This is a genomic window from Micromonospora sp. NPDC050397, assembly GCF_044901685.1.
In the GTDB taxonomy this organism is placed as follows: Bacteria; Actinomycetota; Actinomycetes; order Mycobacteriales; family Micromonosporaceae; genus Micromonospora_G.
In genome coordinates this window covers 24,167-48,313 of the sequence record NZ_JBJDPS010000019.1, presented here as the reverse complement: position 1 = coordinate 48,313, position 24,147 = coordinate 24,167, and the positions used below count along the sequence as shown (strand labels likewise).

The following is a 24,147-nucleotide window of genomic DNA, read 5'->3' as shown; positions in this document are numbered from 1 at the left end:
CTATCATCGTCTGCGTGGCGTTCCCGCAGCGTGTCAAGATGTCGGACGTGGCCAGTGCGGCCGGCGTCTCGGTGGCAACCGTATCCAAGGTGATAAATGGCCGGTACGGCGTCGCCCAGGCAACCGTGGAGCGCGTCCAGGAAATCATCCACCAACTTGGATACGAGGCCAGCCTGGGGGCACAGAGTCTGCGCAGCCACCGTACGAACGTGCTGGGCATCCTGGTCGCCGAGTTCGAGCCGTTCTCGACCGAACTGCTGAAGGGGGCGTCCAGAGAGGTCGCCGGCACCGGCTACCAGTTGCTGGCGTACTCCGGCGGCGACGGTGAGGGCGCGGGCATCGGCTGGGAGCGACGGTCGCTGGCCCGGCTGTCCGGAACGCTCATCGACGGGGCGGTGATCGTCACGCCGACCGTGGTCGAGACCAAGCAGGGCTTCCACGTCGTCGCCGTCGACCCACACACCGGGCCGTCCGGTCTGCCCACCGTCGACTCCGACAACTTCGCCGGTGCCGTGCTCGCGACCAACTACCTGCTCTCGCTCGGCCACCGCCGGATCGGGCACATCAGCGGACGCCCGGACCTCGAGTCGGCACGTCTGCGTGAGGCGGGCTTCCGTACGGCCATGGCCGACGCCGGGGTGCCGGTGGACGAACGGCTCGTCCGCGTCGGCGGCTTCCGGATCGAGAGCGCCGCCGGTACGGCCGCCGAACTGCTCGCACTCCCCGACCGGCCGACTGCGGTCTTCGCCGGAAACGACCTCTCCGCGATCTCCACGATCGACGTCGCGCGGAACATGGGCCTCACCGTGCCCGACGACCTCTCCGTGATCGGCTTCGACAACGTACCGGAGTCGGCACTGGTCAACCCGCCGCTGACGACGATCATGCAGCCCTTGCAACGGATGGGCGCGGAGGCGCTGCGCCTGCTCGTCGACCTGATCGCGGGCGTCGAACGGGACACCCACATCCGGCTCCCCACCGAGCTGGTCGTACGCGCCTCCTGCCTCCCGTACCCCGCGCCCCTGCGACGGGATCAGCCGCTGTCCACGCACGGTGCGGCGGCGGGTGGCTGAGCGCTCTCGGGACCGGGTCGGTCGGGGCGACCGTCCCGGTCCCCGGGCTGCTCACGCGACCGCCGGGGGCTACTCCCCGGACGGCGTGGCGAGTTGCACGTTCGCGCCAACATCCATCGATGTCAAGCGGTGTCGGTCTTGCTCGCGGCGAACACGACGAAGGCGCTGTTAGCGATAACAGCGCCTCGTCACCCCTACGTCAGCGGCCCGGTCACTCGGCCCCGGTCGCCGCACCCCCGCCGACGCCGGTCGACTTCCAGGTCCAGTTCTGGCGGTCGTAGAGCGGTACGAGACCGGCGCGCAGCATGTTGTTCAGCGAGTGGTTGACCGACCCGGGTCCCGGTCGCCAGGTCTGCGCCACCATCCACCGGCAGCCGGCCTCGGCCGCGGCGCGGGCCCGGACCGCCATCAGCGCCGACTGCGCGCCCCGGCCCCGGTGGCCGGGCAGGGTCGCCGCACCACAGAAGACCGCGACGTCGCCGTGGACGAAGAGGGACGCCGCCCCGACCACCCGGTCACCGTCCCAGGCGCCGTACGTGTGGAAGCGGGGATTGCCCACCGCCGCGACCATGAGATCGGCCAACGACCCACCCCTCGGCCACTCGAACCCCTGCATGAACACGTCGGCCCACTGGTCGGCGTCGTCCGACGGGACCAGCCCGATCCGCAGGTCGGTCGTGCCGTCGATCTGGAACGCGTCGATCTCACAGGCGAGCTGGATGATCACCGCGCCCGGCTCCAGTCCCTCCGCCGCCCGGATCTCGTCCCAGTCCGAGGGCAGCCGGTCCGGGGCGATCTGGATCGTCGCGACCTCGGTCCCCCGCTCGCGGTAGAAGGCGAGGACCCGGTCCACCAGGTCCCGGGTGACCGGCTCCGCGAAGCCGAATCCGAGCGCCTTGCTCCAGTAGTGGACCTCAGCGTGCCGGGTGGAGAGGACAACGCCGCCGCCGATCCGCGCGTGCGCGGTGTCGAGCGCGAGCGAGACCGGTTCGGGTACGTCGACCACGTACCGGATCATGAACTCGGCCTCGGCCAACTCCGCGAGCCGGCTCAGTTCTTCCCTATCCATCGGATAGACTGCTCCTTCGGCGCGAATAGGATGAATTCCCGAATAGGCGCTCAAATTTGTATGGCGCTCGCTCCATGGTGCCGTCACCGCCGCCGTACCACCAGGCTCCGTCGGTGTGAGTAACCGCTCCGGAGCGCGATCGAACTATCGGGCGCCATCGCACACGGACCTTCGACCGGCGCCGGGAGCCGGCCCTCGGTCAGCTCGCCGCCGGGCGGGGCAGGTGGAACAGGCGCAGCCGTTGGGTCCGGCCCTCGCGCAGGGTGTGCAGCCAGACCACGCCGGGTGGACAGTGGTCCGGGTCGTCCGGCGGATTGATCAGGTTGGCCTCCCAGATCATCACGTCCTGGCTGGCCACCGCGTTGGTGAGCCGCTGGCGCACACCGTCGGCCAGGTCCCGCTCCATGATCCTGAGCAGGTACGACCGCTCCCCCCGGCGCTCACCGTTCGGCCGGATCAGGTCGGCGTCGGGCCACCACCACTGCTCCAGGGCCCGCTCGAACTCGCCCCGCATCGCCGCCGCCATCACCTCCTCGGCCTGGCGCCGACTGGCCCCGTTGACCAGCGCCGAGTCGTCGTGCGCGAGGTCCGCCGTGTCCAGCAGCGCGGTCGCCAACTTGCTCCGCGCCTGGCTCAGCCGGCTGCGGACGGTCCCCACCGGTACGCCACAGAGGGCGGCGATCTGCTCGTACGACGAGACTCCGCTGAAGTAGCGCAGGAGCGTGACCAGCCGCAACGGTTCGGAGAGTGCGCCGACGGCGTGCCAGATCCAGTCCCGCAGACCCGCCTGCTCGACCAGTTCCTCGGGATTCGGCTCGGTGTCGGGCAGGTCGAGCGTCATCAGGTCGCCGGGCAGGACGCGGCGCGCGGCACGCAGCCGGTTGCGGCACCCGTTGCGCACGATCGCCCGCAGCCACCAGCCCACGGCCGCCGGCTCGCGGAGTTCGTCGAGCCGCCGCAGCGCCACCAACATCGCGTCCTGGACCACGTCCTCGGCGTCCGGCCCGTAGCCGAGCAGGCCCAGCGCGACCGCCTTCATGCCGGCCTCGTGCCGGGTCAGCAGTACGCCGACAGCGGTCGGGTCGCCGGACCGGGCGACCCGGACCAGCTCCTCGTCCGACGCCTGGGGCGAAGACACGCCTACTCCTCTCGACCGGGGTGAGCCACCCCACTGAACAACGGCCGGGCGGCATCACAGAGCGTACCCGGACTGGCAAAACAGACATTTCCCCCGACCCGGGGCGGGGGGTCCGGCCAGGAATCAGGGGCTCAGCGTACGGTTTTCGAGGTGTCACGTACCCGGGACAAACTGATCCTGTCGGCGCTGCTTCCCGCCCTCGTGCTCGCGGGCTGTACGGCACCGGCGGCACGGAGCGCTGCCGGCACCGCCGCGTCGACGTCGGCCTCCGGTGACATCCCGTCCCCCACCCCGCCGTCCGGGTTCGTCGCCACGGTCTCGCCCGCGACCCCGGCCGACGTGGCGAAGAGCTGGCGTCCGGGCTGCCCGGTCGGCCCGGACCAGCTCGACCTGCTGACGCTGTCGTACCGGGGCTTCGACGGCCAGCCGCACATCGGCACGATCGTCGTACGTCGCACCGTCACCGACGACGTGATCAGCGTCTTCACCGCCCTGTACGACGCACGGTTCCCGATCCGGCGGATGACCCCGGTCGACCACTACGACGGCGACGACGACCGGTCGATGGCCGACGACAACACCTCCGGCTTCAACTGTCGCGACGCGGTGACCGACGGCCCGAGCGGCTGGTCCGCGCACGCCTACGGCGAGGCGATCGACGTCAACCCGGTGGAGAACCCGTACCTCGTCGACGGCCGGGTGCTGCCGCCGGCCGGCGCCGCGTACGCCGATCGGAAGGTCGACCACCCCGGCCTGGCGGTGCCCGACGGCGTCCTGGTGAAGGCGTTCGCCTCGGTGGGCTGGCAGTGGGGCGGCACCTGGCGGTCACCCGACTACCAGCACTTCAGCCGCGACGGCGGGTAGCCGGGACAGCTCGCTAGCCCCGGTCCGGCGCCTACCCCAGCGGTGGTTTCAGCGCCCAGCCGTTCGCGAGCAGGTCGGCACAGGCGGCACGGGCGGCGGCGAGGCGTACCTCCGGCGGTCCGCTCAGCTCGCGTACCGGCACACCGCTGTCGCGCAACACCTCCCGGAACCGTCCGGTCATCCAACCCCGCAGGTGCTCACCGTCGCGCAGACCGTCGTCCTCGAACGGCACGCCCTCGTGGTCGGTGAGCAGGTAGAGATCGGGTCGCCGGGCGGCGGCGAGGGTCACGGCCGACCGCGAGCCCAGGTAGCGCTCCTCCCACACCGCCGTCGCCCGCGCGTCGGTGTCACCGACCAGGATCGGCCCACCGGACCGGGCCGCCTCGTCCTCGGCCCGGTTCTGGGTCTGCGCCACCTCGGCGAAGTCCGCCCGCAGGTCACGTCGAACACTCTCGCGGCCGGATCATCGCGGCGCAGGGCGGCGAGCTTGCGTGCGGTCAACTCACGCCCGAACTCCGGAACCCAACGGGTCGCCGCCCACGGTCCGTCGGACGGCGAACTCCACGGTTGCGACGTTGGACGGACCAGTTACCCGGAAGTTCCGTCAGGTGTCCGGTGATGCCGATCGAGGCCGGCGGATACGGTCTACCGACCCGGAATAGACGCCGGCGGATCACGACGGAGACGAGTCACGGGGGTGGCGACACGGTCCCCCGGGTGCGGTCGCGTCCGCACGAGCTCGTAGCCAGCCGTTCCGCCGCCGGATCCCACCGGGTTTTCGCCTGCCCCTGAACGGCGCGGCGGGGTTGGCGGCCACGGTCGAGTGCCGGACGTCGAGCCGGCACCTGTTAGGTGAGGTGAAATTCGTGAGACGTTGGAGAGCGATTCTCGCGGTGGCGGGACTGGCGGCGAGCCTGCTGGTCGCCGGCCCCGTACCGGCGGCGCTGGCGGAGGAGGCGCCGACACCGCTGCCGGTGCCGAAGGTCCACCCGATCCAGGTCACCGGACCGGCCGCCGAGCGACTCAATCTGATCATCATGGGTGACGGTTACCAGGCCGACCAGCAGAGCGTCTTCTTCGAGGACGTGGACCGCAACCTGGCCGCCATGTGGGCCACCGAGCCGTTCCGCAGCTACCGCGACTACATCAACGTGTACGCGGTGGAGATCGCCTCCGTCGACTACGGGGTCCGGTGCGACCCGGACGGCCGGGTCCGGAACCCGGACGGCACGATCCGGGACACCGGCGAGCGCGAGGGCCCGATCGACGGCAAGAACACCGCGCTGCGGATGATCTACCAGAACGGCTGCGCGGACCCGCTCTCCCGGGGCACCGTCTACGGCGGCGCACCGCTGGACTGCCAGGACGACGCCGGGTACTACCCGCCCGGGGTGAACCCCTGCGAGACCGGTAACCAGGCGCACAACCGCATCATGGACAACTACGTGACCCCGGTGCTCGGCATTCCGCGTACGTCGCAGAACGTGCAGTCGCTCGCCATCTTCAACACGTTCACCTACGGCGGGATCGGCGGCACGAACGCCACCACCTCCGGCGGCTCGCCCCAGGGCCCGCTGATCTCCCTGCACGAGCTGGGACACTCGCTCGGCACCCTCGCCGACGAGTACCCGTACAGCTCCCGGGACGTGGTCCGGAACTGCTACACCGGCGGCGAGCCGGGCAGCTTCCACCACACCACCTACACCAGCGAAGAACAGATGATCGCCGACCAGCACAAGTGGTTCCGCTGGATCGGCGAGGAGAGCCTCTCCGGCGGCACGATCGGGCTGCACGAGGGCGGGGGGTCCTACCCCTGCGGCCAGCGTCGGCCGAGCGAGCACTCGATGATGCGGTGGATCGGCTTCGACCTGGACCAGATCGGCCGGGAGAACATGGTCGCCCGGATCACCGGCATGCGTAACGCCGGCCAGATGAACGTACGGCAGTCCCCGACCGGCACCGTGCCGAACGACGGTGTGCTCTGGGTCGAGGCCGGGCAGCCCCGCTACCACGAGCTCCAGGTGACCTGGCGGATCGGCGGCCCCACCGGTACGGTGCTCGACACGCACAACAGCCGCAGCCTGGACCTGGAGCCGCTGGACCTGCCCGCCGGCACGGTCGTGCACGTCGAGGTACGTGACCCGGTCGGACCGGACGGGACGGACTGGGTACGCAACCCGTCGACCAACAACACCGCCTCGGACTCGGGCTTCAACGGCCCCCGGTTCGTACAGACCCGGCAGTGGACGGTCGGCGACTCCAGCGCGGTCCCGTCGGCCCCGGCCGCCGAGATCACCTCGGCGACGATCGCCACCCAGCCGGTCGCCGGTGACGAGGTCGTCTTCGTCGAGACCAACCACCCGACCGACCGGATCGTGAACGTGGCCTGGTCGCTCAACGGGGTCGCGGTACCGAACCCGCACAACAGCCGGACGCTGGACCTCGGTGCGCTCAAGCTGGCGGCGGGCACCCACAAGCTGGTCGCGACGGTGACCGACCCGGCCGCGCCGGGCGTCTCCGACCGGGTCGAGTGGACCGTCGACAACGCGCTGCCGACCGCGCCCCGTACGCTGTCGGAGCCGCTGACCAAGCTGCCCGGGGCGCTGGAGCACCCGGTCTACTTCGACGGCTGGGACATGTGGCTGACCCCGCAGGACAACCGGGCCGGCTACGATGAGGAGCGGTACGTCGTCGGTCAGCTCCGGCTGGACAACGACGGCTGGTTCAACTACTTCGGCTTCCCCGAGCAGCCCATGCCGGAGTCCCCGTACCAGTTCCGCCACTCCGGCACCAGCGTCAAGGCGCTGACGTACGGCAACCTCGGCACCGGCGGGCTCTCCCGGGCGACGTTCGAGCAGACCCTTCCCGACGACCACCCGAGCGGCGGGTTCGTCCCGGGCTTCGGCACCCACCTGGTCGAGCACCGGGCGATCGACCCGGCCGGCAACATCGGTACGGCGGAGAGCTACCGGGCCACCGTGCTCCCCGGCTCCTCCCCCACCTGCACCACCACCCTGACCGGCCGCCAGTCCCGGATCGTCGTCGAGCAGGGCGTGACCTGCCTGACGAACGCCCAGGTGAACGGCTCGGTGACGGTACGTTCCGGCGCCTCGCTGGTGGTCCGGAACAGCTCGATCAACGGGACCCTGGTCGCCTCGGGCGCCCAGGCGGTGCAGATGTTCGGCTCCACGCTCAACGGCGCGGCCCAGATCTCCGGGACCACGCGTGACGTGACCATCGCCGGCAGCACGTTCAACGGCGCGGTCGCGATGTCGGGCAACACCCAGGTCTCCGCGAACGAGCGGTACAGCCGGCTGGCGGGTGCCTACGGGCCGCTGCTGGTCGGTAACCGCTTCAACGGGGCACTGGCCTGCTCGGGCAACAGCGCCCAGGTGAAGGACTTCGGTGCGCCGAACAAGGTGAACGGTTCGAAGAGCGGCGACTGCGCCAAGCTCTAGTGGCGATGTCCGCCTCGGTGTGACAGGTGGTGGGCCGGCGGGACAGCCGGCCCACCATCGGCGTTACGCGCCCCGGCCACGAACGCCTGTGTCCACAGCGGACGGACCGGGTTCGGACGGTGTCGGGTAGCGTCCGTGGACGTGGGCAGCCCCTTACAGATGTCGCTGGACGAGCTACGCCGCCGGACGAGTGAGAAGTGGCGGCGGTACCCTCCGGACGTACTCCCGCTCTGGGTCGCCGAGATGGACGTGCCGCTGGCCGAACCGGTCGTACGGGCCCTGACCGAGGCGATCACGCTCGGCGACACCGGTTACCCGACCGGTACGGGTTACGCCGAGGCGCTCGCCGAGTTCGCGGCGGAGCGCTGGGACTGGGCGCCCCGGATCGCGCACACCGCGCTCGTACCGGACGTCATGATGGGCGTCGTCGAGATGCTCAAGCTGGTCACCGGGTACGGCGACGCGGTGGTGATCAACCCTCCGGTCTACCCGCCGTTCTACCAGTTCCTCACCAGTCTGGACCGGCGGATCGTCGAGGCGCCGCTCGACCACCGGCACCGGCTCGACCCGGACGCGCTCGACCGGGCGTTCGCCTCGGCCGTCGCGGGTGGACGGCGGGCGGCCTACCTGCTGTGCAGTCCGCACAATCCCACCGGGACCGTGCACACCCGGGCCGAGTTGACCACCGTCACCGAACTCGCCGAGCGACACGGCGCACGGGTGGTCGTGGACGAGATCCACGCACCACTGGTGTACGGCGGCGCGAGCTTCGTACCGTACCTCTCGCTGCCCGGCGCCGGGCGCGGCCTCGCCCTGCACTCGGCGTCGAAGGCGTGGAACCTGGCCGGGCTGAAGGCGGCCGTGGCGGTGGCCGGACCGGACGCGGCCGCCGACCTGGCCCGGATGCCGCCGGAGGTGGCCGACGGTCCCAGTCACCTCGGCGTCATCGCGCACACCGCCGCGCTGCGCCACGGCGGAGCGTGGCTGGACAACCTGTTGACCGGCCTGGACGACAACCGCCGCCTGCTCGGCGAGCTGTTGGCGCGACGGTTGCCGCAGGTTCGGTACCGGTCGCCGGAGGGCACCTACCTGGCCTGGCTGGACTGTCGGGCGCTCGACCTGCCCGGCGACCCGGCCGAGGCGTTCCTGGAGCGCGGCCGGGTGGCGCTGGTGCCGGGCCCCGACTTTGGTACGGGTGGGGCCGGACACGTACGCCTCAACCTCGCGACCTCACCGGAGCTGATCACCGAGGCGGTCCGGCGGATGGCCGAAGCGGTACGTTGACCGGTCCCGTCTAGAGCCGGGGGTTGTCGCCGTCCGGCGGCGCCACCTGCGGCAGGAAGGCCGTGTCCGGCTGCGGGAGGAACACGGGCTCGGGCTGCGGGAGAAAGGCCGACTCGGGCTGCGGGAGAAAAGCCGACTCCGGCTGCGGCGGCAGGAAGGCCGACTCCGGCGGGGCGGAAACCGGCTCGGCGGCCTCGTCGGTGATCCGGGCGGCGTCGGCGCGGTTGGCCTCGGAGCGGACCGCCACCATCCGGTACTCCCCGGTCTCGGCGTCGATCGCGGCAGCCGCCATCACCGCGGCGGCCGCCCGGTCCGCCATGCGCTTGGCCTCGCGCTGCACCCGTGCCCGTACCTCGACCGCGTGCCGCTCCACGGAGTCCGCCGAACGTCGAGCCTCCTCGAGCCGGTTCAGCTCGGCGGTCAACTCCTGCCGGGTCTCGGTGAGACGGTGCTGGAGCTGGGCGACCTCCCGCTCGGCCAGGGCACCCTCCTGACGCGACTGCGCCAGACGCTGCTGGGCGTTCTCCTGCGCGGTCTGTAGCTGGGCCAACGCCTGCTGCCGGGCCTCGATCTCCTCCTGAACCAGGGTGAGCTGCTGCTGATGGGCGGTGGCCTGCTCGTCGGCGCGCTGGCGGAGGTCGGCGGCGTACTGCTGGACCTCCGTCTGGAGCGCGGCGTTCTCCTGCTCGATCACGCTGCGCTGGCGGGCCAGCTCCGCCTCGGTGGCGGCGCGGCGGTCGGCGATCTCCCGCTCCACCGTGGTCTGCCACTGGGTCATCGCCTGCTGCGTCTGGGTTCGGGTCGCCTCGACCTCCTGCTGGACCTGCACCCGCGCGGCCTCGATCATCGCCTCGGTCTCGGCCCGGGTCTGCTCGATCTGCTGGGCGCTCTCCTCGTCGATCCGCTTCGCCTCCTGCTCGGCGCGCTCCCAGGCGGCCTCGCCGTCGGCCCGCATCTTGTCCGCCTGCTCACGCGCCCTGGCGAGGGCCTTCTCGGCCTCGCCCTGGTGCTCGGCGGCCCGCTGCGCGGCGGCGCCGAGGTTCACCTCGGCCTGCTTGTCCGCCAGGGCGATGATCTGGTCGACGATCGAGCCCAGGTGACGGAACGAGGCCCGTTCGAGCTGCGCCGGCCGCTCGCGCAGCTCGGCCACCTCGGTCTGGAGCTGCTGGAGGTGGGCGGTCAGGTTCTGGATGTGGCTGAGCGCCTGTTCCCGCTCGGCCGACAGCCTCGAGAGCTGGCCGGTCGTCTGCGACACGTACTGGTCGACCTGCCGCTTGTCGTAGCCACGGAGGCCGGACTCGAAGTTCGGCCGCGAGACGACGCCCGCCTGTGGGTCGAACAGCTCCTGAACCTGGGACATGTGCCATCCTCCATACGTCGCGCGCTCGGTGCCAGCGTCTGAGCCACGTCGCGGAAAGTAGGGCTCAAGCGGCGGACTATACCTTCCGACGAGTACGGAAAGTCCCGGCTCCGGTCCCACTTTTTACGAGCGATCGCGGCTGGCTGTCAACAGCGGACCGACGACTTCGTTGGGTTACTCCACCGCTACCGACCAACCCCGCCCTCGGTTGTCGGATTCGCTCACGCGTCCGAGGATGCCGCCGGCGCCGATCGGCGCACGGCGCGGTACAGCGTGATCCCGACGAGCACGTACGTCCCGGCGGCGATCGCACTGCCGGCAATCGTGGTCCAGAAACCCTCGACCCGGAAGCCGACACCGAGTCGCACCGCGAACCAGCCGGTGAGCCAGAGTTCGAGGGGCAGGCTGGCGACCGCCACCAGCGTCTTCGTCGCACGCCAGAGGGCGCCGCCGAGTCCCGGCACCACGAGATCCGCCTCGCCGTGTCCCGCCGTCCCGGAGGAGGCGACGGTCACCTCGGCCAGCGCCGGGGACCCCAGACTGCTCTCGACCTCGACTCGCACACGCTGGCCCAGCCAACCCTCACCCCGCCGGAACAGGCCGGCAAGACCCTCGGTGAGCAGCCACAACGCACCGAAGAGCGCGGTCGCGCCGGCCAACGCCCCGAGCCGGCTCGCCGCTGAACCGCCGGTCAGCGCGATGCCCGGGAGCACGGTGGACGCCCACAGCCCGACGGCCATGGCGAGAGCCTTGCGGACGATGTTCACCTGACCAGCTTCGCACGGTACGGAAAGGCCACCGTCGATCCGGCCCCGACCTCAGGGTGTGGCGGCCCACGGTTCGCTGGTCGTGGTGACGGTCCGGTCGGTGTCGGCGGCCTCTTCGACCGCCAGCGCGATCAGGTGGTCCTGCGCCCCGTCGGCGAGCGGATAAGGTGGTGCGCCCTCGCCGCGTACCCAGGCGGCCATGGCCTGGAGCATCGTGGCGGTGGCGATCTCGTCGTCGTTCCACCGCAGGCCGGGGTAGGGGTTGCGGTAGAGGACCCGGGAGCCGAGGGAGATGGTCTCGGTGTCGAACCCGGCGAGGTCGAGATCGTGGCCGGTCTGTCGCCGGACCAGGGACGAGCGCAGGATCGTACGGGGTGCGGGCAGGTGGACGATCTCGTCGTCGCGCAGTTCGCCGTGGCTGCCCCGGACCAGGATCCGCCGGAACCGCAACTGGTTGCGGGACTGGTTGTCGGTGAAGTCGTAGAGGCCGGAACGGCCGTGACCGAAGTCGAGTGTGGCGAGGGTGGTGGTGGCCGGCTTCGGCACCGGGTCGTCGGTCCAGCCCTGGCGGGTCTGGGGATCGAGCAGCAGCGCGACGGTGCGGGTGGCCCGGACGACCGCCTGGGCGTGACCCGCGTCGAGCAGGTGCCGGATGAGGGAGACCGCGTGGTACTGGTGCGTCGAGGAGACCTGCACCTGGGTCGGCGTACCGATGATCCCGGACCGGACCGCGGCCAGCCGGGCCGCGTGCGCCGGCATCAACAGGTACTGCTCCGCGACCTGGACCAGCCCCGATCCGCCGACGGCGTCCCACAGCCGGCGCAGACCGGTCAGGTCGGGCGCGGGTGGGGTCTCGGTCAGCACCGGCACGCCCCGGGCCACCGCGTCCGTGACGACCTCCGGGTTGGCCACCCGGGGCAGGGCCGTGACCAGGAAATCGGGTCGGACCGAGGTCAGACAGTCGGCGAGCGACCCGAAGTCCGGCACCGGCAGGGACCGGGGTGAGCGGACCACGGCCCCGACACAGGACACATCGGGCAGTACGGTCGACAGCCGCCAGAACGCTTCCGCACGCCAACCGAATCCGATCAGCGCGAACGAGGTCTTACCCGTCATCGGGCAACCGTAGGGACGGAGAGCCCAGCTCGTCCAGCACGGCGGGTCGAGGCCGCCTCCGTTTGTCCGAGCGGCGCGGGGGAAGCCAGATGGTTGCCGTGGTCGAGGGGACAGCCCTCGCGGTGGAACGAGGAGGCTCCAGGTGACGTACGACGACTTCATCGCCACCGTGGCCCGGCGGACGGGGCTACCGAACGAGCAGGCCCGATCCCTCACCGAGGCCACGTTGCAGACCCTGGCCGACCGGATCAGCGCGGGCGAGGCAGGGGACCTGGCGAACGTGCTCCCCACCCGGCTCGGTGACCCACTGCGCAAGCCGCCGAGCCGCGAGTTCGCCGAACCGTTCGACCTGGCCGAGTTCCTGGACCGGGTGAGCGCTCGCGCGGGGATCGACGGGGCGCAGGCCGCACCCGGGGTCGCCGCGGTGATGAGCACCATCCGGGAGGCGGTGCCCCGGCACGAGTTCGACGACATGCGGTCCCAGCTCTCGACCGACCTGCGCCAGCTCACCGAGCCGGTACCGGCCCCCGGCACCCTGGGCTGACCGCCGCCCGTACGGCGGGCTCCAGCCCACCATCTCGATCGCCTGCTCCGCCCAGTGGTTGACGCGTCAATGTTGACGCGTCAACCATGCGCGCTATGCTTGACGCGTCAAGGAGATGGGGTGCGGAGCATGCGGGACGGCGACAACGCCGACGGCGCGGCGGGCCGGGAGAAGATGACCACCAAGGAACTCGCGGTCTGGCGGGCGCTGATCGACACCACGGACGAACTTCGCAAGATCCTCGGGTCGCAACTGCTGCGCGAGTCGAACCTCTCCCCCGCCGACTACCAGGTGCTGCTGGCCCTGCACGAGGCGGACGGCCGGCGGATGCGGTCGTCGGAGCTGGCGGCGAGCATCGACTGGGAGCGGAGCCGTCTCTCCCACCACCTCGGCCGGATGGAGCGGCGCGGCCTGATCCGCCGCGACGACTGCGCCACCGACAACCGTGGCTCCGAGATCTCGTTCACCGACGACGGCGCCCGGCTGTTCCGGGCCTCCACCGCACCGCACTTCCGGGCGATCAAGCAACACTTCGCCGACGCCCTGACCCCGGTCCAGCTCGACGCGCTCGCCGACATCACGCGGGCGCTCCAGCGGCATCTGCGCCCGGAGCCGCAGCCCACCCAGGCCGGAGGGGACCGGTCGTGACCGACGACACGCTCGTCCCGCCGGGCCTGCCACGGATCGCCGTACTCGGCGCCGGCCACACCGGTCCGGTGATCGCGCGGGTCGCCATCGCCGCCGGCCACCCCGTGTCGATCGCCGCCTCCGGCGACCCCGACCGGATATCGCTGATCACCTCGGTGCTGGCCCCGGGCGCGCAGCCGCGCTGGGCCGCCGACGCGGTCGCCGACGCCGACATCGTGATCCTGGCGATCCCGCTGCACCGGTTCCCCGCCTTCGATTCCGACCTGGTCGCGGGCCGGCTCGTGGTCGACACGATGAACTACTGGCCGCCGACCGACGGCGTCCAAAAGATGTTCGAGGACCGCCGGTACGGCAGCAGCGAGATCGTCCAACGCCGGCTCACCGGGTCGACCGTCGTCAAGACCCTCAACCACATCGGCTACCACGAGCTCGAAGAGGACCGGCGGTCCCCGGGCTCGCCGGACCGCCGCGCGCTCGGCGTCGCCGGGGACGACCCGGGGGCGGTGAAGCTCGTGGCGGAGCTGATCGAGCGGATCGGCTACGACACCGTACGGCTGGACAACCTGGAAGCCGGGCGCCTGTTCCAACCCGGTGGCCCGGTCTTCGGTGCCCCGCTGAGCCGTACCGCGTTCGAACTGGCCCTGGTCACCGACGCCCAGTAGGTCGGTCTCGGACCGCCCACCCATCCCGCACCCGACAGAGAGAACCGACGTGACCACCGCACCGCCCAGCCCCGTACCCACCACCGCCGACAAATCCGGAAGGTTTCCGCTGGTCCTCGGCCTCGACACGTTCGGCGACGTGACCCACGACGACGGCGACCGGCCGCTCTCCCACGCGCAGACCATCCGCAACGTGGTCGAGCAGGGCGTCCTCGCCGACCATGTCGGCATCGACTTCTTCGGCATCGGCGAACACCACACCGACGACTTCCCGCTGGCCGCCGCCGACGTGGCGCTGGCCGCGATCGCCGCGCGTACCAGCCGGATCCGGCTCGGATCGGCCGTGACGGTGTTGAGTTCCGACGACCCGATCCGGGTCTTCCAGCGCTACTCCACCCTCGACGCCATCTCCAACGGCCGGGCCGAGGTGGTCCTCGGGCGCGGCTCCAGCATCGACTCGTTCCCGCTGTTCGGCTACGACCTCGCCGACTACGAGAAGCTCTTCGAGGAGAAGGCGCACCTCTTCGCCGAGGTGCTCAGGGGCGGTCCGGTGAGCTGGCAGGGCAAGACCCGGGCCCCGCTGCGTGACCAGGACGTGGTGCCGTACACCGAATCCGGCCCCTTCCCGGCCTGGATCGGTGTCGGCGGAAGCCCCCAGTCGGTGATCCGCGCGGCCCGCTACGGATACGCGCTGATGCTCGCGATCATCGGTGGCTCACCGGCCCGCTTCGCCCCCTTCTCCCGCCTGTTCCACCAGGCGCTGGAGCAGCTCGGACAGCCCGCCCGACCGGTCGGCGTGCACTCACCCGGGCACGTCGCCGCCACCGACGAGCAGGCGCTCGACGAGTTCTGGCCGCGTTACCTGGAGGTGATCCGCCGGGTCAGCAAGACCCGGGGATTCGCCGTACCGACGCTGGAGTCCTTCCGGTACGAGGTCGGGCCGCAGGGCGCGCTCTACGTCGGCTCACCCGAGACGGTGGCGCGGAAGATCGCGGCGAACCTCACCACGCTCGGCGCGACCCGGTTCGAGATGAAGTACGGCATGGGCGGCCTCTCCCACGAGGCACTGATGACCAACATCGAGCTGTACGGCACCCGGGTCGTCCCCCGGGTCCGCGAACTGCTCGCCCGTTGACCCGCGCCGGACACAGCACCGGCCCTGTCCGTCGCCGGTGTGGGCGCGACGGCAGGGCCGGTGAGTGGTCGCAGCGGTTGGATCAGGTGCCGGGTACGGACACGCACGCCCGTACCCGGCGCCGTTGCCTCAGAGCTCGCGTACCCGGATGTTGCGGAACTCGATCAGGTCGTTGTTGCCGTGGTTCTGCAACCCGACAAAACCGCTGAGGAACTGCCGCAGATCCGTGGACGGGTCGCCCGCGCGGGACGACTGCTTGCCCGGGAGGTTGTCGAACTCGGCGATCACCACACCGTTGCGGATCATGGTGTAGTGCTGGCCGACCACCCGGACCTCGTAGTCGTTCCACTGGTTCTTCGGGGTCACCCCGGCCTTGTCCAGCGTGTTCGGCGCGAAGTTGTAGACCGAGCCGGTCTTCTGCGTCTCGCCCGTCTCGCCGTCGTAGATCTGGATCTCGTGACCGCAGTAGATCGCGACCCAGGCCTGCGAGCTACGCGCCGAGCCGAGGGTGCCACAGCTTCCCGGGGGACGCTGCTCCAGCGGGGTCCTCGGGTCCGGGAACCGGACGAAGATACCGCTGTTGGCCCGGACGTTCTCCGGCGAGATGTCCCGGAACTGGACCTTGATCGAGTAGTCGGCGAGCTGCTTGTCCGCGTACCACAGCATGCCGAGGCCGCCGGAGCTGCGGATCGAGCCGTCCGGACGCAGCGAGAACGACCCGCTGGGTGCCTGACGCCAGCCGGCGAGCGACTGCGCCGATCCGTCGAAGATCGGCTGGTACCCGTTGGTGTTGCCGATCGGCGACTGGGTACCGGCCCGGCGGAGCTTGGTCGACTCGCGGTTGTCGATGACGTGGGCCGCGGTCAGTTCCGCGAGCACGCCGTCGAGGTGGGTGACGAACGAGGACTTGTTCGGGTAGGTGGTCTCGTCGTCGATCAGGTCGTTGATCGTGCAGCCACCGCCGACCTGACGGTTGGCCACACCGGTGTCGGTGTCGAGCATCCAGACCGTCGGGCGGGCGTCGGCCGCGGCGCAGCCGGCGTTGACGGCGACCTTGCCGGTGACGACCTCACCGTTGGCGTACGTCACCTTCACGGTTGCCTCGAAGGTGCCGTACCGCTTGTAGGTGTGGGTCGGGTGGGGCTGGTTCGACACCTTGCTGCCGTCGCCGAAGTTCCACTCCCAGGCCACGCCACCGACCTTCGCCGCCGAGAACGCGACGGTCCGGGGCTGGCTCGGGGCGACGGAGCGCGCCTCGGCCAGGCTCGGGTTCGGGGTGGCCTGACCGCCCTGGTAGGTGATCCGGATCAGCTTCTGGTTCTGGTGCAGGCTGAAGAAGCCACCGGCGTAGTCGAGCATGTAGAGCGCGCCGTCGGGGCCGAACTTCGCGTCCATCCAGGACTGGAGCTGGGTGGTGCCGTTGCCGCCCTGGATGATGCTGCGCAGGTCCTCGGCGAAGGCCGGGGCACCCGCCTGGGCGACCTTGGTCGGGTCGACGGTGACCGCGATCCGGTTGTTCCCGTTCGACTGGTCACCGATGAACCACTTGTTGTCCCAGTACGCCGGCCACGCCACACCGCTGTTGACGTCGACCTTGGAGCGCTGGTAGGTCGGGCCGTCCATGATGGCCTGTCCGCCACCGCTCAGGTACGGCTGGGTGAAGGTGGCGTCGGTCGCCTGGTAGGTCGGCAGCCCGCTGCCGTCGGTGCGCTTCGGGAAGACCGGGCCACCACCCTGGGGCGAGTACCAGATCATGTTGTCCCGGGCCGGCGGGATGTTGACCAGACCGGTGTTGCGCGGCGACTCGTTCTTGAGGTTGTCGCAGTCGTACCAGCCGGTCAGGACGCTGGCGTTGGTGGTGCTGCGGTCCCGGTACGGCTGCCGGTTACCCATGCAGTACGGCCAGCCCTGGTTGCCCGCCGAGGTGATGATCGTGGCGGTCTCGTACTTCGCCGGACCCAGCTCCGGGCTCGGCGCGCCCGCGTCCGGGCCGACCCAGGCGGCGGTCAGCCAGTCGTTCACCGGGTCCCAGGCGATCCGGGCGATGTTGCGTACGCCCATCACGTAGATCTCCGGACGGGTCTTGCCGCCGCCCTCCTCCTGGCCGGTGAAGAGGTTGCCCTGAGGAATCGTGTAGGTGCCGTCCGCCTCCGGGTGGATACGGATGATCTTGCCGTTGAGGTCGTTCGTGTTACCCGAGGTACGGCGGGCGTCCTGGAACGAGATGCCGGCGTACTCCTGGGTCCAGTTGTTGCCGGAGTAACCGTCCGAGCCGCCGGAGGAGTTGCTGTCACCGCTACCGATGTAGAGGTTGCCGGACTCGTCGAAGGTCATGCCACCACCGGCGTGGCAGCAGCTGTGGATCTGGGTGTCCCAGTGCAGCAGGTCCTTGCGGGTGCTCTGGTCGATCGACTGCTGCGCGTGGTCGTACGTGAACCGGGAAACCGTACGCTGACCGACCCGCTTCTCCCGGTCGATCGACTCGTGCGGCATCCAGTAGACGTAGAACCAGCCGTTCTCCGCGAACTTCGGGTCGAGCGTGATGCCGACGAGGCCCTCCTCGTTCTTCACCAGCTCGCTGCCGCTACCCCGGTTACCCATGACCCTCAGCGTGGTCAGCAGCTTGACCTGCTTGTTCTTGGGGTCCCACTGGTGGATCGTGCCGCAGCCCAGGCCCACGTTCGGGTTGGCCCAGTCGGCGACCGCCCCGGTCGCGCAGGCGGCCTTGCCGATGTAGAAGACCTTGCCGTCGGGGGCGATGGTCAGACCGTGCGGCTCACCGATCTGGTCGAGCTGGCCGGACTGGTTCGTCGCGGTCAGCCGCTCGATCTTGTAGTTCGACGCGATGGTCGCCTGGCAGTCGCCGCGTACCAGACCGGTCGTCCACTGCAGGGCGCCGAGCAGGTGGCTGCGGAACTGCGCGTCGGTGGTGTAGCTCGCCTCGGTACGACCCATGCCGGTGTAGAACGACCGGCCGCCGTCGTAGTCGCGGCACCAGGAGATCGGGTGGAACGCGCCGTTACCGGCCAGCCCCGGGTTGTACGAGCTCTCCTTGACCTGGGCGATCGTGTGCACCCGGCCGATCGGGCTCGGGTCCCAGTTCATCCACTGGTCCGACCGGGTCCAGTTGAGCGGCAGCCCCTTGTTCGCCGGGTGCTGCCGGTCGGTCACGTCCACGACCGCCTGCTGCACCGTGTTCTCCGGCGCCGGCCCGGCGTCCGGGCCGATCAGCCACAGCTCGGCGAGCTGGATCAGCGGCTCGCCGCTGTTCGCGGTGATGTTGAGCCGGTAGTACTGGTACGCCTGGGTGTTGGTGAACTTGTACTGCTTGGTGAAGAACCGCTGCTGGAACGTCTCACCGGTCCGGGTGTCCAGGTCGGTCCAGTTCTCACCGTCGGCGGAACCCTGTAGGGTCCAGTCCCTCGGGTCACGTCCCTGGAAGTCGTTCGCCGAGGTCAGGGCGTAGTGGGCGATCGCCTTCGGCGCGGCGAGCTTGGCCGTCACCCAACCGGTCCGCGACTGGGCCAGCCACTTGGTGCCGGTCGAGCCGTCGATCAGGTTCGCGACGACCTCGTTCGGCGGGTTGTTGCCGCTGGCCGTGACGCTCTCGATGTCCTCGGCGTTCGGCAGGCTCGCCGCCGGGCGGGTGCCGATCAGACCGGTGAACCACTCCGAGGTCGGCTGCGCGCGGGCGGCGTCGTGGATGCCGACGAAGCCGCCGCCACCCTTGACGTACGCCTGGAACGCCGCCTCCTGCGCGTCGTTCAGCGTCACGCCGTTGGCGGACAGGAACACCACGCTGCGGTAGCGGTCCAGGTTCGCGGAGTTGAAGACCGACGGGTCGTCGGAGTCGTGGACGTAGAAGCCGTTCTCGCTGCCGAGCTTCCGGATGGTGTTGACGGCCTTGACGACCGGGTCGTCCTGGGACGCCGCCGGTCCGTGGAAGACCAGCACGTTCACCACCTGGCCGCCCCAGGCCGGCGCCACCCCACCGGTGCCCTCGTCGGGTGCGGCGGAGACCGGCGTGGTGAGCAGGCCCAGCGTCAGTACGGCGCCCGCGGCGAGAGCGACCGCGCGCCGGAACGGTCCGGCGCCGAGACGACGCGACCGGGTTGCCGACGGTAGGGGGTCGGAACGGTCGGAACGGGGCCGTCCGACCGATCGGGACAGTTGGAAATGGCGTTCTTGAGCCATTTCTCCTCCTCCAGAGGTACGAAAGTCCTTCGGGTGGTGGAAAGCGGATTCAGGGTCGGGGCTGGAGTGCACGGTCAGCCGGTCAGCGGTGGTTGGTGTGGGTTCCGGACGCCGGGGCTCCCGCTGCCGGGGTTCCCTGCGTGGTGGCTCCCTGGGACGACGCGGCGGGGGCCGAGTGGCCGTCCGGCTGCGGCATCATCACGCCGTTCTCGTCGAGCACGTGGAACGTCGTCGACATGCCCTGGTCGGAGTGGAACTGCATGTGGCAGTGCAGCATCCAGTGCCCCGGTCCCACCGAGTCACCGGCGACGAACTGGACACCGAAGGTGTCGCCGGGGCCGACGGTCTTGTTGTCGACCACCGGGACCGAGTCGACCAGCGCCTTGTTCTCGCCCACGATCAAGCCGGTCCGGGTGTCGGCCCAGGAGTGCCCGTGTACGTGGAACGTGTGCATGTCGGAGCCGATGCCGATCACGATGATCTCGACCCGCTCGCCGATCTTGGCGACCATGCAGGTCGGACCGGGCACCGGGTTGACCGGGTCACAGCGGTCCGCCTCGGCGCTACGCCGCAGGTTGATGGTCTGCCGGTCACCGAAGGCCGTCACGTAGGTCCGGTTCGGCCTCGGGTCGCCCTGTCGACGCACCACCACACCGCCGAACAGCCCCGAGTTGAGGCCCTGGGTGCCGTGCGGACCGCCGCCCACGTGGTCGTGGTACCACCAGTAGCCGGCCGTGCCCTGCGAGGTCGCGGTACGCGGCTTCGCGTACCAGATGTAGGTACGCGACCCGCCCGGCGGCACGAAGGAGTTGCTGTGCACGGTGCCGTCGGACATCTGGGTGTACTTGACCCCGTGCACGTGCAACGAGATGCCGAGCGGATGCGTGGGATCGGTACGGATCCCCTCCAGCGTCGCGGCCGGGATCTGGTTGTGCAGGGTGATCGCCAGGCACTCGCCCTCGATCATCTCCATCGTCGGCCCCGGGTACGAGGCCGTCTCCGGCGTGAGTCCGTAACCGAGCCGGACCTGGTTGGTCACCGGGTCGCGGGGCAGTTCGACCGCGTACAACTGAAGGCGGCGGTCGGGTGCGACGCAGCCCTCGGGCCGCTCGGCCGAACGAGCCGCGGCACCGGCCGCCGCACCGGCGGGAGCACCGGCTCCGGCGGCCAGTTCCGCCGGCGACTCGGTGGTGTTCCGGGCGAGCGCCAGCCCACCGGCGCCCACCATCGTCGCCAGCAGCACGGCGACGACCATCACGGCCCGACCCGCGCTCGATCCGAGCAGCCCGGCCCGCGACGACGGCCGGTCGTCCGGGGTTTCCGGCTCCGGCTCCGTCGACGGCGCGAGTTCGCCAATATCGTTCATTTCCCTGTCCAAGGTCGTATCCAATCGCTCGGCCTGCCGCCGGCGGAGCCGGCGGCAGGAGCGAGAACGGCGTGCGGTACGGGCGTCACGGAGTCAGCGGGGCGATCCGGATGTTGCGGAAGCTGACGATGTCGCTCGCGCCGTGGTTCTGCAGACCGATGTAGCCGGTCGCGTTCTGACGCCCGGTGGTGCCCGGGTCGTCCGCGCGGGGCGGGTCGAAGACGGCACCCGGTGCGTTGACGTACTGGTTGATCAGCTTCCCGTTACGGAAGACGGAGTAGTGCTGGCCGACGACGCGGATCTCGTAGTCGTTCCAGGTGCCCTTGGGCGTCACTCCCGCCCCGCCGAGGCCGACCTCGTCGAAGCCGTAGACCGAGCCGCTCTTGTACTTGTCGCCGGTGGGCGAGTCGTAGATCTGCATCTCGTGTCCGTACTTGATGGCCACCCACTCCGGCCGGGACTCCTGCGGGTGCTGGTGCGGCTGGGGGAAGCGGACGAAGACGCCGCTGTTGACCCGTCCGTCACCGGGGGCGTCGTCGCGCCACTGGAGCTTGAGCGAGAAGTCGCCGTAGGTCCGGATCGGGAACCAGAGCATGCCCAGACCGGGCACGGACCGGCTGGTGACCGACCCGTCGGCGTTGCGGCTGAAGCCGCCCGCGCCGACCTGCTCCCACTGGTTGAACGAGGCGCCCGAGCGGTCGAGCAGCGGCTGGTAGCCCTGCTTGTCCTCGGCCTTGCCGACGCCGGAGTCACCGGCGGCGCGGTTCAGCGCGTTGCGCTCCTTCAGCAGGACCAGCCCCCGGGTGTAGAGGTGCTCGGCGACGGCCTTGGCGTGCTCCACGAACTCGGTGTGGCTGGCCCAGGCCCGCTCGTCCTCGATCAGGTCGTTGATCGAGCAACCGCGCTCGACGACCCGGTTGGTCACACCGCTGTTCACCGTGCCCATCCAGACCGTCGGGCGGCTGTCGGCCACCTGGCAGGTCGGTGCCGGCGGGGCGCTCTCCACGATGGTGAAGGTGGTGGAGCCGGTGCCGGAGGTGTTGCCCGCCCGGTCGGTGGCCCGGTAGCTGAGCGTGTGCGTACCCACCTCGTTGACCGTCAGCGGCCCGGAGTAGACCACGTAGCCCCGACCGTCGAGGGCGTACTCGACGCGGTGCACGCCGGAGCCGCTGTCGGTGGCGGTGAGCGTGACGGTGGCGCTGCCGACGTACGCCCAGCTTCCGTTCTGCTGACCGGTGATCGCGGCGTTCACCACGGGCGCGGTGGTGTCGGGGTTCGGCGGCGCGACCACGGCGAAGGAGACCGACTTCGCGGTGGCGGTGTTGCCGGCGACATCCGTGGCCCGGTACGAGACCGTGTGCTGGCCGGGCTGGTTGACCGTGACCGGGGCGGTGTACTGCGCGTACGGCTGGCCGTCGACGGAGAACTCGATCCGGGCGACGCCCGACTCGGCGTCGGTGGCGGTGACGGTGACCGTGGCGGCACCGACGTAGGCCCCGGTGCCGTTCTGGTTACCGGCGACGGTCGCGTTCGTGGTCGGCGCGGTGGTGTCCGGGTTCGGCGCGGCGACCACCTGGAAGGCGACCGACCCCACCGGCGAGGTGTTGCCCGCCACGTCGGTGGCCCGGTAGGTCACCGTGTGCTGACCGACGGCGTTGACCGTCACCGGTGCGGTGTACGCGGCGTAGGCGCCGCCGTCGACCGCGTACTCGATCCGCTCGACGCCGGACTCGGTGTCGGAGGCGGAGACGGTGACCGTCGCGGCACCGATGTAGGCGCCGTTGCCGTCCCGGTCGCCGGTGACGCCACCGCTGACCGTCGGCGGCGTGGTGTCCGGGCCGGACGCGCCGACCACCTGGAAGGTGACCGACTGCGGGGCGGAGGTGTTGCCCGCCCGGTCGGTCGCCCGGTAGCTGACCGTGTGCTGGCCCGGCTGGTGCACCATCACCGGCGCGCCGTACGTGGCGTACGCGGCCCCGTCGAGGGAGTACTCGATCCGGTCGACACCGGACTCGGTGTCGGAGGCGGTGACGGTGACCGTCGCCATGCCGACGTACGCGCCGTCCTCGTTCCGGTCACCGGCCACCGTCGCGGCCGTGGTCGGCGCGGTGGTGTCCGGGTCCGGCTGCGCGACCACCTGGAACGCGCTGGACTGGACGGGCGAGGTGTTGCCCGCCACGTCGGTCGCCCGGTACGTCACCGTGTGCTGACCCGGGGTGCTGATCGTGACCGGCGCGGTGTACGTGGCGTACGCGGCGCCGTCGACCGAGAACTCGATCCGCTCGACGCCGGACTCGGTGTCGGTGGCGGAGATGGTGACCGTGGCGGCGCCGACGTACGCGCCGTTCCCGTCGCGGTCACCGGTCACCGCGGCGGTCACCGTCGGCGCGGTGGTGTCCGGGTCGGAGGGTGCGACCACCCGGAAGGTGCTGGTGCCGACCGGCGAGGTGTTGCCCGCCACATCGGTCGCCCGGTACGTCACCGTGTGCTGGCCGGGCGCGTTGACCGTGACCGGGGTCGAGTAGGTGCCGTACGGGCCGCCGTCGAGGGCGTACTCCACCCGGGCGACGCCGGACCCGCTGTCGCTGGCCGACAGGGTGACGGTGGCGGCGCCGACGTACGCGCCGTCCTCGTCACGGTCACCGGTCACCGCCGCGCTCACCGTGGGCGGGGTGGTGTCCTGACCCCCACCGGTGACGGTGAGCAGGCCGGTCATCGCGCCGTGGCCGGGGATCGCGCAGAAGTAACGGTAGGTGCCGGGGGTGAGCACCACGTCGACGGTCCACCGGCCCTGGTTGCTGTCGAACGGGTCGGCGAGGATGTTCACGTCCACGTCGCGGTTGTACGCGGGGTTGCCCGTGTCGAAGGTCAGCGTGTGCTGCATGCCGGTGGTGTTGCCGGTGGCGGCGCTGTTCTCGAAGACGAGGGTGGTCGGACCGGCTACGGCCGTGGTGGGTACCGACGCGTAGGCCTGGAAGTTGTTGTTCGCCGTCCAGGTCAGCACCTGGGCCTGGAGTTGCCCGGAGGACGCGGGGGCGGCGTCCGTGCCCGTGGCGGTGTTCGCCGGCTGGGCGTTGGCCGGCACCGAGGCCGTCACGGCACCGGCCAGCAGTACGGCCGCCGCCGCGAGCATCGTCATCGGTCGGCTGAGCCGACCCGTGGCAAGCTTGGTGAGCGGTCGCGGGCGACGTGGTGAGCCACGTCGCACGGGGAGAGTTGGCATGTCAGGCATACCTTTCGCGAGTCTTCCTTTTAACTTCCGGCGATCCCGTGCGGGCTACCCGTCAGCCGTCGAGACGGCATGGCGGCCGACCGCAGACGTGCTCGGCCCACGGCTGTGCACCGGTACGGCAACTGCCGCCCGGTCCAGCGTGGACAGACGTGTCTGACGTCAGGGACGAACATGGATGATGGACGAGGTCGGACCACGACCGGCCTGGGGCCGACCGGGTGTCACTGGGACGGTGAG

17 protein-coding genes are annotated in these 24,147 nt (G+C 70.6%); 8 read left to right on the top strand and 9 right to left on the bottom strand.

The genetic code is table 11. From position 1 onward, the window contains the following. The first annotated feature begins 14 nt into the window (after positions 1-14). A complete protein-coding gene (locus ACI2K4_RS32600; protein ID WP_404516933.1) occupies positions 15-1,073 on the top strand; it encodes a LacI family DNA-binding transcriptional regulator in 1,059 nt (352 codons plus the stop codon). Positions 1,074-1,284: 211 nt separating this feature from the next. Here the strand turns inward: ACI2K4_RS32600 and ACI2K4_RS32595 are convergent, their stop codons facing one another. Then, entirely contained in the window at positions 1,285-2,142 is an 858-nt protein-coding gene (locus ACI2K4_RS32595; protein WP_404516932.1) for a GNAT family N-acetyltransferase, read from the bottom strand. Positions 2,143-2,341: 199 nt separating this feature from the next. Beyond that, positions 2,342-3,280 (bottom strand): RNA polymerase sigma factor, encoded by a 939-nt coding sequence (locus tag ACI2K4_RS32590; protein WP_404516931.1) that lies wholly within the window; start codon positions 3,278-3,280, stop codon positions 2,342-2,344. A gap of 150 nt (positions 3,281-3,430) precedes the next feature. Between ACI2K4_RS32590 and ACI2K4_RS32585 the strand changes: the two genes are divergently transcribed. Further along, positions 3,431-4,144 (top strand): M15 family metallopeptidase, encoded by a 714-nt coding sequence (locus ACI2K4_RS32585; protein WP_404516929.1) that lies wholly within the window; start codon positions 3,431-3,433, stop codon positions 4,142-4,144. 31 nt (positions 4,145-4,175) lie between these two features. On the opposite strand, the gene ACI2K4_RS32580 is transcribed toward ACI2K4_RS32585, so the two are convergent. Further along, positions 4,176-4,559, bottom strand: a complete 384-nt coding sequence (locus ACI2K4_RS32580) for an AAA family ATPase (protein WP_404516928.1) — start codon at positions 4,557-4,559, stop codon at positions 4,176-4,178. Between the two features lie 451 nt (positions 4,560-5,010). Between ACI2K4_RS32580 and ACI2K4_RS32575 the strand changes: the two genes are divergently transcribed. Beyond that, on the top strand, positions 5,011-7,602 hold the full coding sequence (locus ACI2K4_RS32575; protein ID WP_404516927.1) for a M64 family metallopeptidase: 2,592 nt from the start codon (positions 5,011-5,013) through the stop codon (positions 7,600-7,602). A 159-nt stretch (positions 7,603-7,761) separates the two neighbouring features. Continuing rightward, complete coding sequence (locus tag ACI2K4_RS32570; protein ID WP_404516999.1) at positions 7,762-8,886, top strand: MalY/PatB family protein; 1,125 nt, start codon at positions 7,762-7,764, stop codon at positions 8,884-8,886. Between the two features lie 10 nt (positions 8,887-8,896). On the opposite strand, the gene ACI2K4_RS32565 is transcribed toward ACI2K4_RS32570, so the two are convergent. The 3 genes from ACI2K4_RS32565 to ACI2K4_RS32555 form a co-directional block, all read right to left on the bottom strand. Beyond that, positions 8,897-10,246, bottom strand: coding sequence for a hypothetical protein (locus tag ACI2K4_RS32565; protein WP_404516925.1), 1,350 nt, complete (start codon positions 10,244-10,246; stop codon positions 8,897-8,899). Positions 10,247-10,467: 221 nt separating this feature from the next. Beyond that, positions 10,468-11,013, bottom strand: a complete 546-nt coding sequence (locus ACI2K4_RS32560; protein ID WP_404516923.1) for a hypothetical protein — start codon at positions 11,011-11,013, stop codon at positions 10,468-10,470. 51 nt (positions 11,014-11,064) lie between these two features. Next, positions 11,065-12,129 carry a gfo/Idh/MocA family oxidoreductase gene (locus ACI2K4_RS32555; RefSeq protein ID WP_404516921.1) on the bottom strand — a complete coding sequence of 355 codons (1,065 nt, stop codon included), beginning with the start codon at positions 12,127-12,129 and terminating at the stop codon, positions 11,065-11,067. Between the two features lie 142 nt (positions 12,130-12,271). Here ACI2K4_RS32555 and ACI2K4_RS32550 point away from each other — a divergent pair, with 142 nt between their 5' ends. The 4 genes from ACI2K4_RS32550 (at position 12,272) to ACI2K4_RS32535 (ending at position 15,118) form a co-directional block, all read left to right on the top strand. After that, positions 12,272-12,673: a DUF2267 domain-containing protein gene (locus ACI2K4_RS32550; RefSeq protein WP_404516919.1), complete on the top strand. Its 402-nt coding sequence runs from the start codon at positions 12,272-12,274 to the stop codon at positions 12,671-12,673. Between the two features lie 129 nt (positions 12,674-12,802). After that, positions 12,803-13,321, top strand: coding sequence for a MarR family winged helix-turn-helix transcriptional regulator (locus tag ACI2K4_RS32545; RefSeq protein ID WP_404516998.1), 519 nt, complete (start codon positions 12,803-12,805; stop codon positions 13,319-13,321). Continuing rightward, positions 13,318-13,983: an NADPH-dependent F420 reductase gene (locus ACI2K4_RS32540; protein WP_404516917.1), complete on the top strand. Its 666-nt coding sequence runs from the start codon at positions 13,318-13,320 to the stop codon at positions 13,981-13,983. The genes ACI2K4_RS32545 and ACI2K4_RS32540 overlap by 4 nt, the downstream gene beginning before the upstream one ends. 49 nt (positions 13,984-14,032) lie before the next feature. Continuing rightward, complete coding sequence (locus tag ACI2K4_RS32535) at positions 14,033-15,118, top strand: Atu2307/SP_0267 family LLM class monooxygenase (RefSeq protein WP_404516915.1); 1,086 nt, start codon at positions 14,033-14,035, stop codon at positions 15,116-15,118. Positions 15,119-15,247: 129 nt separating this feature from the next. Here ACI2K4_RS32535 and ACI2K4_RS32530 read toward each other — a convergent pair whose 3' ends face one another. The 3 genes from ACI2K4_RS32530 to ACI2K4_RS32520 form a co-directional block, all read right to left on the bottom strand. Further along, entirely contained in the window at positions 15,248-19,312 is a 4,065-nt protein-coding gene (locus ACI2K4_RS32530) for a ThuA domain-containing protein (RefSeq protein ID WP_404516913.1), read from the bottom strand. Positions 19,313-19,394: 82 nt separating this feature from the next. After that, positions 19,395-20,678 carry a multicopper oxidase domain-containing protein gene (locus ACI2K4_RS32525; RefSeq protein ID WP_404516911.1) on the bottom strand — a complete coding sequence of 428 codons (1,284 nt, stop codon included), beginning with the start codon at positions 20,676-20,678 and terminating at the stop codon, positions 19,395-19,397. An 85-nt stretch (positions 20,679-20,763) separates the two neighbouring features. Then, a complete protein-coding gene (locus ACI2K4_RS32520) occupies positions 20,764-23,901 on the bottom strand; it encodes an OmpL47-type beta-barrel domain-containing protein (protein ID WP_404516909.1) in 3,138 nt (1,045 codons plus the stop codon). Positions 23,902-24,147 lie beyond the last annotated feature (246 nt).

Bases quoted from the DNA above. Each gene is read 5' to 3' on its own strand.
- ACI2K4_RS32530 (WP_404516913.1), bottom strand. From the start codon at position 19,312: ATGGCTCAAGAACGCCATTTCCAACTGTCCCGATCGGTCGGACGGCCC.
- ACI2K4_RS32595 (WP_404516932.1), bottom strand. From the start codon at position 2,142: ATGGATAGGGAAGAACTGAGCCGGCTCGCGGAGTTGGCCGAGGCCGAG.
- ACI2K4_RS32570 (WP_404516999.1), top strand. From the start codon at position 7,762: ATGTCGCTGGACGAGCTACGCCGCCGGACGAGTGAGAAGTGGCGGCGG.
- ACI2K4_RS32525 (WP_404516911.1), bottom strand. From the start codon at position 20,678: ATGAACGATATTGGCGAACTCGCGCCGTCGACGGAGCCGGAGCCGGAA.
- ACI2K4_RS32555 (WP_404516921.1), bottom strand. From the start codon at position 12,129: ATGACGGGTAAGACCTCGTTCGCGCTGATCGGATTCGGTTGGCGTGCG.
- ACI2K4_RS32520 (WP_404516909.1), bottom strand. From the start codon at position 23,901: ATGCCAACTCTCCCCGTGCGACGTGGCTCACCACGTCGCCCGCGACCG.
- ACI2K4_RS32565 (WP_404516925.1), bottom strand. From the start codon at position 10,246: ATGTCCCAGGTTCAGGAGCTGTTCGACCCACAGGCGGGCGTCGTCTCG.
- ACI2K4_RS32545 (WP_404516998.1), top strand. From the start codon at position 12,803: ATGCGGGACGGCGACAACGCCGACGGCGCGGCGGGCCGGGAGAAGATG.